General features: G+C 29.8%; 13 protein-coding genes. 7 read left to right on the plus strand and 6 right to left on the minus strand.

The window, feature by feature from the left end; translation table 11 throughout:
• The first annotated feature begins 178 nt into the window (after positions 1-178).
• The 4 genes from BM072_RS10455 (at position 179) to BM072_RS10470 (ending at position 3161) form a co-directional block, all read left to right on the plus strand.
• A complete protein-coding gene (locus BM072_RS10455; protein WP_092908615.1) occupies positions 179-823 on the plus strand; it encodes a hypothetical protein in 645 nt (214 codons plus the stop codon).
• 300 nt (positions 824-1123) lie between these two features.
• Positions 1124-1798 (plus strand): hypothetical protein, encoded by a 675-nt coding sequence (locus BM072_RS10460; protein WP_092908616.1) that lies wholly within the window; start codon positions 1124-1126, stop codon positions 1796-1798.
• 3 nt (positions 1799-1801) lie between these two features.
• Positions 1802-2521, plus strand: a complete 720-nt coding sequence (locus BM072_RS10465; RefSeq protein WP_092908617.1) for a hypothetical protein — start codon at positions 1802-1804, stop codon at positions 2519-2521.
• A gap of 4 nt (positions 2522-2525) precedes the next feature.
• Positions 2526-3161 carry a hypothetical protein gene (locus BM072_RS10470; protein WP_125112925.1) on the plus strand — a complete coding sequence of 212 codons (636 nt, stop codon included), beginning with the start codon at positions 2526-2528 and terminating at the stop codon, positions 3159-3161.
• Between the two features lie 83 nt (positions 3162-3244).
• Here BM072_RS10470 and BM072_RS15595 read toward each other — a convergent pair whose 3' ends face one another.
• Positions 3245-3379 (minus strand): hypothetical protein, encoded by a 135-nt coding sequence (locus BM072_RS15595; protein ID WP_260562306.1) that lies wholly within the window; start codon positions 3377-3379, stop codon positions 3245-3247.
• A 197-nt stretch (positions 3380-3576) separates the two neighbouring features.
• On the opposite strand from BM072_RS15595, the gene BM072_RS10475 reads away from it, so the two are divergent.
• Positions 3577-4212 (plus strand): NAD(P)H-dependent oxidoreductase, encoded by a 636-nt coding sequence (locus BM072_RS10475; protein WP_092908619.1) that lies wholly within the window; start codon positions 3577-3579, stop codon positions 4210-4212.
• Between the two features lie 42 nt (positions 4213-4254).
• Here the strand turns inward: BM072_RS10475 and BM072_RS10480 are convergent, their stop codons facing one another.
• From BM072_RS10480 to BM072_RS10490, 3 genes are all read right to left on the minus strand, one after another.
• On the minus strand, positions 4255-5490 hold the full coding sequence (locus tag BM072_RS10480) for a porin (RefSeq protein WP_092908620.1): 1236 nt from the start codon (positions 5488-5490) through the stop codon (positions 4255-4257).
• A 68-nt stretch (positions 5491-5558) separates the two neighbouring features.
• Positions 5559-6083 (minus strand): YqiA/YcfP family alpha/beta fold hydrolase, encoded by a 525-nt coding sequence (locus tag BM072_RS10485; protein WP_092908621.1) that lies wholly within the window; start codon positions 6081-6083, stop codon positions 5559-5561.
• Between the two features lie 148 nt (positions 6084-6231).
• Positions 6232-9120: an alpha/beta hydrolase family protein gene (locus tag BM072_RS10490; RefSeq protein WP_092908622.1), complete on the minus strand. Its 2889-nt coding sequence runs from the start codon at positions 9118-9120 to the stop codon at positions 6232-6234.
• Between the two features lie 120 nt (positions 9121-9240).
• Between BM072_RS10490 and BM072_RS10495 the strand changes: the two genes are divergently transcribed.
• Both BM072_RS10495 and BM072_RS10500 read left to right on the plus strand, forming a co-directional pair.
• The gene (locus BM072_RS10495) at positions 9241-10182 is read left to right on the plus strand and encodes an MBL fold metallo-hydrolase (RefSeq protein ID WP_092908623.1); all 942 of its coding nucleotides are present in this window, start codon (positions 9241-9243) and stop codon (positions 10180-10182) included.
• Positions 10183-10332: 150 nt separating this feature from the next.
• Positions 10333-10767, plus strand: a complete 435-nt coding sequence (locus BM072_RS10500) for a hypothetical protein (protein ID WP_092908624.1) — start codon at positions 10333-10335, stop codon at positions 10765-10767.
• A 131-nt stretch (positions 10768-10898) separates the two neighbouring features.
• Here the strand turns inward: BM072_RS10500 and BM072_RS10505 are convergent, their stop codons facing one another.
• Positions 10899-11711: a purine-nucleoside phosphorylase gene (locus tag BM072_RS10505; RefSeq protein WP_092908625.1), complete on the minus strand. Its 813-nt coding sequence runs from the start codon at positions 11709-11711 to the stop codon at positions 10899-10901.
• Positions 11695-12735, minus strand: a complete 1041-nt coding sequence (lpxK, locus tag BM072_RS10510) for a tetraacyldisaccharide 4'-kinase (protein WP_092908626.1) — start codon at positions 12733-12735, stop codon at positions 11695-11697. The genes BM072_RS10505 and lpxK overlap by 17 nt, the downstream gene beginning before the upstream one ends.
• Between the last annotated feature and the right edge of the window lie 49 nt (positions 12736-12784).

Here is a 12784-nt window from a genome sequence, read left to right on the forward strand (position 1 = left end):
TATAATAAACTTGATGATTTAAAATTTGATGGTAATACAATCCGTATTTATACGATTATATTACCAGGCGGAAATAATTTATATCGTTTAACTGTTTCTAGATTTTTGACTAATCCTACAACCTATATCAATAGTCTAATTTGCGAAAAATTCTACGTTCAACAAATTGATTAATCCTATGAAAAATTTATACAATATTGTATTTGTACTTATCTCAACTTTAACTTTTTCTCAAGTTGGTATAAATACAGAACAACCTACCAGAACATTAGATGTAAATGGAAATGAACGTCTACAGAATACTGAATATAAAATAAATGACCCTAATTATACTAAAGTTCTTGTTATTAATGATGACGGAAATGTGGATGCTTGGGATAAAGTGGATATAATGAATAAGGTGAGTGATCTTATTGTCGAAACTAAAAAATTCTATTCTTCTATATCCCCAGATCCTAATATACAAGTACCATGTGGTAAATTTGTTATGCGATTTTCGGGTGATGCGAATAATAATACTATCCCTCAAATAAAATTGAAAACCCCGAATACAACTGCTACAACTATTTATTATAATATTATTACAAAGCAGAATAGTTCGGGAAATAGTTTCTCACCAAATAATACTTTAAATACAAATCAAACCTTATCAATAAACACAAGTAATAACTTTATTTCGATTGATGATACATATTCTATCAATAAATTAGATGAAATATATTTAAGTTATCCTGGTGATAATAATATTTACAGAATTACTTATTTAGCAAGAACAATGTCTGATACAGAATTTAGTTATTCTATGATTTGCGAAAAATTTTAAAATCAAACAAACATATCTTTTAAACCAATAAATCTACTCAATTGAGTAGATTTATTGGTTATTATAGTATTTCTACAACTTTACAAAATGATATATTTCAGTCGCTCTGATTTTTCTATATCGGATAAAAACATCTACATTTACAGCACCTATTTATTCATGATTATGAATAATAAATTATCACTTTCTGTCTTCCTAAGTTTAGTACATTTTGTACTATATCCACCAACTATTATTTGAATTATTATTCATTCTTATGAAAATTTTATTTGTCTTTAATTAATTTTAAAAGATAGTAAAATGATAAAAAAAGGTATAATATTAACTTGCTTGGTATTATCACAAAACTCCAATGCACAAGTTGGTATTGATACAAATACTCCTACGCGAGCATTAGATATTAATGGAAATTTAAAAATTAGAGAAATTAGTGATGAATCTGATAATGGACAATACACAAAAGTATTAGTTACAAATGCAGATGGTAATGTTGATTATATTTATAAAAAAGATTTATTACCTGCAACTGATGAATTTACAAGTAATAAAGAAGTAATTAATAATATCTACTCTAACAATGTACAGTTAGGTATTGATACCAAAGTGATTACGTGTGGAAAGTTTCAATTCTCTTTTAGCTCCGAATCAGATTCTAAAATCCGTTTTAATTTAACTGAAAAACCCTCAGAAAATATTGATATTTATATGAGTATGGAGCAAAACTGGACTGGTAGTGGATTTCAGTTTTATCAAGGTACCTCATCGAGTAATACAACTGCTTTTAAATTTACAACAACAAATTGGAATTCTCCAAAAGAGTTCGCTTCTGCTAATTTAGCTGATTTTGAACAAAATGTAATGTACTTCCAATATCCAAAAGATCCATCATTTTATCGTTTAACTATTTATAGAGTAAATCATACTGTTAATAAAGAAAATACATGGAGTTTTGTGTCTGCATGTGAAAAATTTTAAAAAATGAACAAGAAACAACTTATAAAATTCATACTTGTTTTATTCCCTATTATTGGCTTTTCTCAAGTCGGAATTGGAACAGAAACACCTAGCAGAATGCTTGATATAAATGGTGATTTAAGAATTCGTCAATTAGATGATAAAACAGATAATACTGACGAAAGTTATCGCTACTTATTAAGCGCAAAAGATGATGAAAAAAATCAAGCAGATGTAGTAACAAAAGTTAATGGTCAAGTAGATAAAATTTCATTTCCATCCTTATTACAAAGTTCATCAAATAATGTAGAGGTAAAAAAGATAATTTATAGAGGAGATGCTGATAAAACAAAAAAATGTAGTTGTGGAGATTTAACTATTTATCTAGATAAATCGTCTGTAAACACTGATATTTTATCATTTATACATTTAAATTCGACTGATGTTTTTGTGAATAATAATGCAGAATCTATTACATTAAAATATGGTCAAAAAAAGTATACAGGTACAGCCTACACCTATGCAGATGATGGTATAACCTTTACAAAATCTCGTGGTACTGAGGCGTATAATCAACTTGATACTTCAAATCTAAATAGCGGTAATACTGTACGTATATATACTATTGTTTTACCAGGGGAAAACAATTTATACCGTTTTACAGTTTCTAGATTCTTTAATAATTCTACCACTTATATTAATAGTCTTATTTGCGAAAAATTCTACATTCAATCAATTGATTAATCTTATGAAAAATTTATATAAAATTCTTTTTATACTAATTTCTGCGACTTCTTTTTCTCAGGTTGGTATCAATACAGAAGAACCAACGAGAATGTTAGATGTTAACGGAAATTTACGTTTACAAAAAACAGAATATAAAGCAAATGATAATATTTATGATAAAGTTCTTGTCATAAATAGTGAAGGAAATGTTGATTCTTGGAAAAAAGCTGATGTTATTGCAAAAATGGACGAACTGATTGTTGAAACTAAAAAACTTTACTTTTCTTCATCTCCAGATCCAGATATACAAGTACCTTGTGGTAAGTTTCTTTTAAGATTTGCAGATGTTTTTCGTAATCCTATTCCGCAAATAAAATTAAAAACCGCAAATACAACAGTCACTCCGGTTTACTATAATATTATTGGTAAAGAAAATAGTTCTTCTAATACATTTAGTGGTAGTATAGCTACAAATAAAACATTGTCTATACCTGTAGATAATAGTTTTGTATCAATAGATTCTACATACAAAACCAACAAATTAGATGAAATATATTTAAGTTATCCTAATGACGATAATTTATACAGAGTAACTTATTTAGCAAGAACAATGTCTGCTACAGAATATAGTTATACAATGATTTGCGAAAAATTTTAAAAATCAACCTATACATATTTTTCTAAACCAAAAATTCCACTCAATTGAGTGGAATTTTTATTTTTTATATTATTCTGATTAGCTTAATTCATCACTTGTAAAATAATTAAAACAACAATAAAAATTATTGCTGCAACAATTACAACATCTTTAAACTTAACATTTTTTGTCCCGAATTCTACATTTCTGTTAAGACTTTTCTTCTTCTTGGCCTGCATTAGTTGGTATTTGATTTGCAAATATAAATACTATTCTTAATAAGTTAAAAATGTAATCTGTTAACTTAATCTGAAAGTTCTTATCAAAAGTTAAACCATAAATTTATTTTATACATCAATTAGATTTTTCTAGTAAAAATCATGTTCTAAATCGTTTGATAATTCGTAATTTAGAACAAATTTAAATAAATAACAAAATGTCATTTATAGACGATTTAAAGTGGCGATATGCTACAAAAAAATACGATCCATCAAAAAAAGTTTCACAAGAAAATGTTGAGAAAATAGTAGAAGCTGCGCGCTTGGCTCCTACTTCATCTGGTTTGCAACAATTTCGAGTAATCGTTATAAAAAATCAAGATTTAAAAAATAAAATTCTACCAATTGCTTATAATCAACAAGCTATTACAGATTGTTCACATTTATTAATTTTTGCGGCGTGGGACAATTATACAGAAGAACGTATAGACGAAGTTTACACGCAAATTACAAAAGAACGTGAGTTAGAAGCTGGTTTTTTGACTAATTATACAGACACTTTAAAAAAGATGTTTTTGAATAATACGGAAGAAGAAAATTTTATTCATGCTTCCTATCAAACCTATATTGCATTTGGTTTTTCGATAGCGCAAGCTGCCGAATTAAAAGTAGATTGCACACCAATGGAAGGTTTTAAACCAAAGGAATTAGATAAATTATTAGACTTAGAAAAGTACGGATTAAAAAGTATTTTACTTTTACCGATTGGTTATCGTGACGAAGAAAATGATTGGAATGCGAAAATGAAAAAAGTTCGTAATCCGAAAGAAAAATTTATGATTGAGATCAATTAAATTAAAAAAAGTCAACTTTACAGTTGACTTTTTTTAATTTAATTATATTCCGATTTCAATTTGAAAACGTGCATACCAATTATTTTTCTTCTCTAAATTATAAAATTTTTGTTGCTCGTATGTAAACTCTGCTTGTAGTTTAAATGCGTGCTCCCAAATATATTTTGTTAATCCTAAACTATATTGATTTGCATTTGGCGTAAACTCAAAAATCTCTTTATCTACTTTTTGCTTAGAAAATCTACCAATAACTTCCCAATGTTTTGGAAACGTGTATGAACCTTGAAAATCCATTCCGTGACCATCATAAACGTAATTAAAATCTGTTACATCTGTTGGATTATAAAACATCGTTTTATCCGAATTTCTGTTCATATAAGCGTACATCAAACTCCAACCTTGGTATTTTAACATTGCATCTAAAAACAACGATTGTATATTCGCCGTTCCTTTTCCTGCAATATCATCGCCCAACATTCCTTGCGTTCTATGCGCTCTGTCATTGTAACTATACGCACCAGAAATCATCAATTTCGGTTTTTGTTCGTGCGCTAAATCTCCTTCATAATTACTACCACCATCTGTAAATTCTCCAAGCGGAAATAATTCTGCTTTACCCGTATAGGCTAAACCTGTATCATTAAAATTTGTCCAGTTTCTACCTTCACCAGTCGAAATTGCACCACGTAAAATGTAAGAAAATTTTTCCTTATTCTTTTTATTGTATAAAACCTGAACCCCAAAATCGCGGTCAATATTAAAATCTGCATTATTAATCGATCGATCCGTTAATTGCAAAGCTCCAGACGAATTAACTCGCTGACGGTTTCCTGGTAATTTTGTTTGACCAAATCCTAAACTCCAATGTTTGTTAGGATAATAAAAAATCATGGCGTCACGAATAATATTTGTATTTTTTCCTTCTTCTGCCTTACCTACATCGCCTGCTGCAAATGATAATTGCATCGAATATCCAAACTTTGGATTACCAATATAACCATCAAAACGCAAACGTAAACGACGAATTTGACCATCAATTTTGTCTTCTTCTCCATCGTCGTGTATATAACTTACGCGATTTTGCATACGAAAACGAATATTTACTTGATATAAGCTATCGGGCGAAGTAATTCCCAATCCGTTACCATAACTGTAATACGGCGACATCATATTCTTAAATTCTTGAACAGTTTTCTTCTTCGTTTCAACTGTATCTTTTGTCTGTGCGTATGCATTAAAAGAAAATACAATAAACAGTAAAGTTAGAATTTGTCTCATGTTTTGTTAATGTGTTTGTTGTGGGTGCAAAAATCAAAGAATTAAATTAAATAATTGTAAACCGTAAATTAAATTAACGTTAACAATGAGTCGAAATTCTTGATACGATGATCGTCATCTATTTCAATAATCTCAATTTGATCGGGAAATATATTTTGCTGAACTTCAAAAAAATCAATTGATTTTGTAACATCCAAAACTTCATCATGAACGCCTAAAAATACTTTAGTATTCTCAAAACGATTCATATCAACCAAATATTTAGCTAAGTTTTCCGGAAAATTATCTTCGTATTTAAACGAAACATCAATCAAAGGATTTAATAAAATTAACTTGCTCGATTTTCCATTTTCTTTTAATTTCCGCTGTAATTGCCAACCAAAATTGCCGCCGGTAGAACTTCCTATTATAGTCAAATCTTTTATAATTCCCTTCAAATCTTCGTACGCATCGTTTAGAATTGCAGAAATATTATCATCCGTTTTCCACTCAACACAAACAGCCGATGGATAAATTTGTAAGATAGATTTGAACTTATTGGATTTTGCAGAACTATTTAATCCGTGCAGGTAAACAATTTGTCGATTATTCATATTCAGCGCAATTAATTGTTTAATTTATATATTTTCAGTTAGTTAATCAAATTGGTATGTAAATTTAACACTATAATAGTGTTGTATAACATGATTTAATGCACAAAAAAAGCGGACTAAATTGTACGCTTCTTTTTATTGTTAAGAATTATTTGTCTTTTGATTTATCTAAATCAAATCCCCAATCAATTCCTTTCATTGTTGCCGGAACTCCTTCTGTCATCCATTTCGGAGCTGGTTTATCTTTTAAATAATGATCAAAAAATTGTTGTTGACGTTGCTGAATATCATTTTTATTTGCACGCTTTAATAAATTGTGATCATCTCCATTATAATTTAACATCCAAACTGGCTTCTGTAAACGACGCAGCGCCATAAACATTTCTATACCTTGGTACCAAGGCACAGCTCCATCTTCGTCATTATGCATAATTACGACTGGCGTTTGCACATTTGGCATTTTAAATAATGGCGAATTTTCGATGTACAATTCTGGCGCTTCCCAAAGTGTTTTTCCAATTCTACTTTGTGTTTGCTCGTACTGAAATTGACGACTCATTCCCGTTCCCCAACGAATTCCACCATAAGCAGAAGTCATATTAACAACAGGCGCGCCCGTCCAAGCTGCGGCGTACATATTAGTCACTGTAATTAAATGTGCGACTTGGTAACCACCCCAACTTTGCCCTTGTATTGCAATTTTATCGCCGTTTATCCACGTATTTTTCTTTAAAGCTTCAACACCCGAATTAATATAATCTTCAGCAGATTTTCCCGGATATCCAATTGTATAAGAAATATCTGGCGTAAAAACTATGTAATCATTACTTACAAAATATGTATGATTGATACGAGATGGCGTTGGTGCAGGCGCTTGATAACGGTTTAAATTATCTGATAATTTCTCATAAAAATATACAATTACAGGATATTTTTTAGTTGGATCAAAATTTTCTGGTTTATACACAACACCCGTTGCATCTTTTCCCGAATATGTTTTCCAATTTACCAATTCACCTTTTCCCCAAGAATAATCTTTTTGTTGAGGATTAATTGCAGAAACTTTTTTCTCGTCTTTAAAATTTGATGTCACATAAACATCGGGGGAATTTTGAAAAGACTCTTTTGTATAAATATATTCGTCTGCATTAAGTGCTTTTTTCATATTCTGAGCACCCCAAGTATCAGACATTGTAATTTCTTCAGGATTTTTTGACTTCGAAATAATTGTTTGAAAAACTCCAGATTGCTTATTATCATTATTAAATGCACCTAAAAATATAGGTAAATCACGATTAACCGTTTTTACATCCTCATTTAATTGATTGATGTCAAATGTAATTTTATGTTTACGACCAAAACCATTCGTCATATTTTCTGGTTTACGATCTCCAGCCAAATCAAATTCCCAAATATCATAACGATCTTTTATTAAAACCGTGTTGTCATTATCTGTAAAATAAGCAATACCGTATTCTTGCGCAACTGTTGGCGAGTCATTTTCTTCGTCATAAAACTTAACTTTTATCTTTTTATTTAAAACTTTCGTTTCTTTTGTCGTTAAGTTATAGCTCGACCATAAAGCCGTTTCACCATTATAATATACCGCGAATTTACCATTTGGCGAAATCTCCACTTTACCAACCAAACCACTAACTAAATTTTCTCGTTGACCAGTTTTTGTATTAATAATGTAATAATCTCGGCGTCTAGTTGCATCCCATTGCGCCGAAACGCGATACGCATTATCCGAAGTTCCTAAAGCAAATAGCGAATTTCCTTCGTTAATCATTTCTACTTGATTAACATCAAAATCTGCTAATTGCGTAATTTTTGTTGGATTTGATAAATCGATAACAGATAAATAAGTACGTTTCTTTTCGCGATCAGCATTTTTTAATTGTTGCGGCTGAACAAAATCATCTTTATAACTCCAAACATCTACTTTTGCATGATCTTCTGCAATCAAAGTTGTGTCTTTTTCTGCTAATTTTGGCGCTAAACCTAAAAATAAAGCATTTCCATCTTTACTAAATTTTGGTAAACGATTTTCTGAAACTTGCCAATCTTTTTTCAATCCAACCAGTTCAGTTTTTTTGATTTCTTGTTGATTTACAGTCGTTGTATAATAAAGATGATACGTTTTATTTTCTTTTTTCTCATCATCAGAAGTTCCTACAAAAGCAACTTTAGTAGCAGAATCATCAAAAACAAATTGCTTAAATTCTCCAATTGTATCAACCAATTGTTTTTGAGCAAATGTTGCTGTATTAACTAAGAAAACACCGTATTTCGTTTTATCTAAACTATCTTTTTTAGCTTGCTTTGTCGAGAAAATTAATTGTTTACCGTTTTCGCTAAACTCATAATTCATCACATTTTTAAATGATTTCTTTTGTCCTGAAGCAAGATTTCTTAAAACCAATTCTAATGGTTGATCTTTTTTATCTTTTCCAGCTGTTTTAGATGGTTTTTCTTTTGTTTTAGCAGAATCAGCAACTTCTTTTTTATCCTTTTTAACTTCTTCCTTTTCTAATAAATAAGCTAAAAATGAACCACCATTTTTAGGTGTTTTAAATGATTTTATATTTGGTAATTTCTCAACTTTATTTGTTGCTAAATTTAAAATTCCGATTGAATCTTTTGCAATTTCATGTTCTTTTTTCTTTTTAATTCGAACCAATTTTAAATCTTTGTAAAAAGGTCGAATTTTAAAAATTGCATATTTAGAGTCTGACGTAAAAACACTTCCTTCACCACGATGAAAATTAAGTGATTTATCCGTTTTTAATCCAAAAAAGTTAAGCGAATTGTCACTTTCTTGTGCGTTTACTTGGTAAGCAACCCAAGCACCATTATTCGATAATTCTTTCATTCCGATTGATTGCCATTCATCAAAAACGGTCATATCAAGCGGTTTTTTTTGCGCATCCACATTTGTTGCCAAAAGAGCCAATGCAACTGCATAAGTAGCTTTGTTTGTCAAAATTTGTGTTGCGTAATTTTGAAGTCTTTTAGTAGATAATTTCGATTTCATTCTAAAGTTCTTTACGCGTTAATTTTAATAGAAGTGTGAAAATAGTAAAGTTTTCATAAACAGAACGAATAATTAAGTATTTAAATTGAGTTCTTGTAAATTTGTCAAAAATTATTAGTGATGAAAAAATTATTCTTAAATATTTGCCTTACAATTCCATTTATTTCATTCGCGCAAAATCTACAAGTTGTTCCACTTGGCGTTTATGGCGGAAGCAATGAAAGTAATTTATCTGCTTATTTAATTGGAGAAGAAAACACAACCGATTATTTAGCTTTGGATGGAGGTACAATTTATAGCGGAATTGAAAAAGCGATTGAAAAAGGAACGTTTCAAGAAGATAATACAACCGTTTTAAAAGATTATATCAAAGGATATTTTATTTCTCATGGACATTTAGATCATCTTTCGGGTATGATTATTAATTCGCCAGAAGATTCTAAAAAACCAATTTATGGAATTACAGAAATGATTAGCGTTTTGAAAAATAAATATTTTACAAATGATGCTTGGGCAAATTTTGGAAGTGAAGGAGAAGCGCCAATCATCAATAAATATAGTTACAAATATGCCGAAATTGGAAAACAATTTGCAATTGAAAACACAAATTTACAAGGTACAATTTACGAATTAAGTCATGTGAATCCACTAAAAAGTGCGGCAATTTTGGTTGAAAATGATAATAACGCCGCTATCTATTTTGGAGATACTGGTGCGGATCGAATTGAAAATACAACTAAGCTAGCTACAATTTGGAAAGCTATTGCATCAAAAGTAAAAACAGGAAAATTAAAAACATTACTTCTAGAAGTTTCTTTTCCTAATTCGCAACCAGAAAATCTATTATTTGGACATTTAACACCAAATTTAATGAACGAAGAAATGGGCAAATTAGCAAAAGAAGTTGGTACAAAACAGCTAAAAGATTTAACAATTATTGTAACGCATATAAAACCAAAAGGCGATTATGAGCAAAGAATTATACAAGAATTGTTAGAAAATAATCCGTATCAAATTAATTATATTTTTCCAAAACAAGGCGAACGCATTATCTTAAAATAAATCAATTTTATATTTTTATTAATTTAAGACATAATATTTTTTATATATTTTATTTTTATCGGACAAATTTTAGTAATTTCATAAAATAGATGTATTGTTTTTTTTCTATTAGGTAACTCTATTTTACATTTGAGTAAACCATGTACAAAAATGACTGCCCAAATAGGAGAAATTTTACAAATAGACAATCAACAATTTATTATTGCCGAACAACCTTTGCACAATTATTTTAAATTACTAAATCATCCGCCTTATTTTACACCGCCTTCACCAACATGTTGGCGTGGATATTATGGGAAATGGGAATTGAGAAATGATGAATTATTTTTAATCAATTTTAAAGGATATTTAGATGATTTGGACGAAGTGGATTTAAACTATATTTTTCCGAAAGAAACTGAAATTTTTGCAGAATGGTATTCTGGAATCATTAAAATTCCGTACGGAAAATTATTGCAATTTAACCAACTTACACACACATCAATTTACGAAGAAGATATGATGTTGTGTTTTGAAAATGGAAAACTAATCGATTATATTGTTCATAGCAATTGTAAAAATGCTGAACAAGAAGTTGAGATTTAATCAATCGCTACTTCAAAACTCATCGGTGAATTCGTTTGTTATTTGACCTTATTTATTTTCGAATTCACCGATTTTATGAAACAAAAAAGCCAACTAAATAGTTGGCTTTTTTGTTTATTATAAGTTAAGAATTAACAATTCTCTATTACACTTTTTACAACGCGAATTACGTTTGGCATTGCATTGTTTGCTGCATTTAAAACATCTTCGTGCGAAACATCAAAAGAAATTTCTGGTCCACCTAAATCTGTAATAATAGATAAACAGAAAACACGCATATCCATGTGGCGAGCTACAATAACCTCTGGCACAGTACTCATACCAACACAATCTCCACCAATAAAACGAACTAAACCATACTCTGATGGCGTTTCGAAAGTTGGTCCTTGTAAGCTAACATAAACACCTTGATGAACTAAAATATCATTTGCTTTTGCAAAATCAACTGCTTCGTTCAACATTTCTTTATCATACGCTTTAGACATATCCACAAAACGTGGTCCTAATTCGTCAATATTTTTTCCACGTAAAGGATGTTCTGGCATCATATTAATATGATCTCTTACCAAAACAATATCACCAACGCTAAAACTTGGATTTACACCTCCCGAAGCATTCGATAAAATAACTTTTTTGATTCCTAATCCGTTAAAAACACGCATAGGGAAAGTTACTTCGTCCATCGAATAACCTTCGTAATAGTGAAAACGACCAGCCATCATCAAAACTTTTTTACCTAAAATAGTTCCGTAAACTAAATGTCCTTTGTGACCTTCTACGGTTACTTGCGGAAAGTTTGGAATATTTTTATAATCGATAACAACTTTGTTTTCTACCTCATCTTCTAATTTTCCTAATCCAGAACCCAAAACAATTACAAATTCTGGTTGATCTGGTAATAGATTATTGATGTACTTTACAGCCTCATTAATTCTGTCCAACATACTCTAAAATAGTTTGATTAAATTTTTCTTTATCATTAATTTCAATACTGATTGGAATGTAGTATAAATCGTCTTTTATCATCGATTCTTCCATCAAACGCATATAATCTTTTTCCGTTGTTAAAACGATTTTATCAAAGCGTTTTCTACCTTCCGTATCTTCGTATCGTTTGTAAATATACTCAATTTCAGTTTGACTAAAATTATGATGATCTGGGTATTCTAAATGCAATACATTTGCAAAATTTTCTTCAGCAAATTTTACCAAACCATCTGTTTTTGCAATTCCTGTTACCAAAATTACATTATAATTTTTCCAAGTAGATTTTTCTATTGTATCTAATTTTCCAATAATCTTGTTATCATAAACAATCTTCGAAAAGAATAATTGTTGATGCGATTTCAATTTTATTTTCTTCGAAATTTCCTTGTGTTTTTCTTCCGAAATACGATCAGGACATTTTGTTACAATAATAATATTTGCACGTTTTACGCCACTACTACTCTCGCGCAAATCACCAGCTGGTAACAAATAATCTTTATAATATGGATTATTGTAATCTGTTAATAAAATATTGAAACCCGCTTTTATACTACGATGCTGATAGGCATCATCCAACAAAATTGTTTCTGCATTGTAATGATCTATCAATTTTTTTGCACCAAAAACACGGTCTTCACAAACTGCAATTAACACACGATTTTTAAATCGTTGAAAAAACTGCAACGGCTCATCTCCAATATCATATACTTTTGTCGAATAATTAGCAATTAAAAAACCTTTAGTTTTACGCCCATATCCTCTACTTAACGAACTTACTAATTTTTCATTCTTCAGTAAATCAATCAAATACATAATATGCGGCGATTTACCCGTTCCGCCAACAGATAAATTACCAACGTTAATAATTGGAATATTGAATGACGTAGTTCGCATCATACCAATATTGTATAACATGTTTCGAACAGAAGTTCCTATCCAATATAAACCAGAAAATGGAAGTAAAAGTCTACGCAAATTCATTTTTTGTTTTAATATTTAGCGAAAATACTATTTTCAATTTTATTTGAAA

This window comes from Algoriella xinjiangensis, assembly GCF_900115015.1.
Lineage (GTDB): Bacteria > Bacteroidota > Bacteroidia > Flavobacteriales > Weeksellaceae > Empedobacter > Empedobacter xinjiangensis.

Coding starts and splice junctions, on each gene's coding strand:
- BM072_RS10505 (WP_092908625.1), bottom strand. CDS start 11,711: ATGTTGGACAGAATTAATGAGGCTGTAAAGTACATCAATAATCTATTA.
- BM072_RS10480 (WP_092908620.1), bottom strand. CDS start 5,490: ATGAGACAAATTCTAACTTTACTGTTTATTGTATTTTCTTTTAATGCA.
- BM072_RS15595 (WP_260562306.1), bottom strand. CDS start 3,379: ATGCAGGCCAAGAAGAAGAAAAGTCTTAACAGAAATGTAGAATTCGGG.
- BM072_RS10455 (WP_092908615.1), top strand. CDS start 179: ATGAAAAATTTATACAATATTGTATTTGTACTTATCTCAACTTTAACT.
- BM072_RS10470 (WP_125112925.1), top strand. CDS start 2,526: ATGAAAAATTTATATAAAATTCTTTTTATACTAATTTCTGCGACTTCT.
- BM072_RS10465 (WP_092908617.1), top strand. CDS start 1,802: ATGAACAAGAAACAACTTATAAAATTCATACTTGTTTTATTCCCTATT.
- lpxK (WP_092908626.1), bottom strand. CDS start 12,735: ATGAATTTGCGTAGACTTTTACTTCCATTTTCTGGTTTATATTGGATA.
- BM072_RS10460 (WP_092908616.1), top strand. CDS start 1,124: ATGATAAAAAAAGGTATAATATTAACTTGCTTGGTATTATCACAAAAC.
- BM072_RS10485 (WP_092908621.1), bottom strand. CDS start 6,083: ATGAATAATCGACAAATTGTTTACCTGCACGGATTAAATAGTTCTGCA.
- BM072_RS10490 (WP_092908622.1), bottom strand. CDS start 9,120: ATGAAATCGAAATTATCTACTAAAAGACTTCAAAATTACGCAACACAA.
- BM072_RS10500 (WP_092908624.1), top strand. CDS start 10,333: ATGACTGCCCAAATAGGAGAAATTTTACAAATAGACAATCAACAATTT.
- BM072_RS10495 (WP_092908623.1), top strand. CDS start 9,241: ATGAAAAAATTATTCTTAAATATTTGCCTTACAATTCCATTTATTTCA.
- BM072_RS10475 (WP_092908619.1), top strand. CDS start 3,577: ATGTCATTTATAGACGATTTAAAGTGGCGATATGCTACAAAAAAATAC.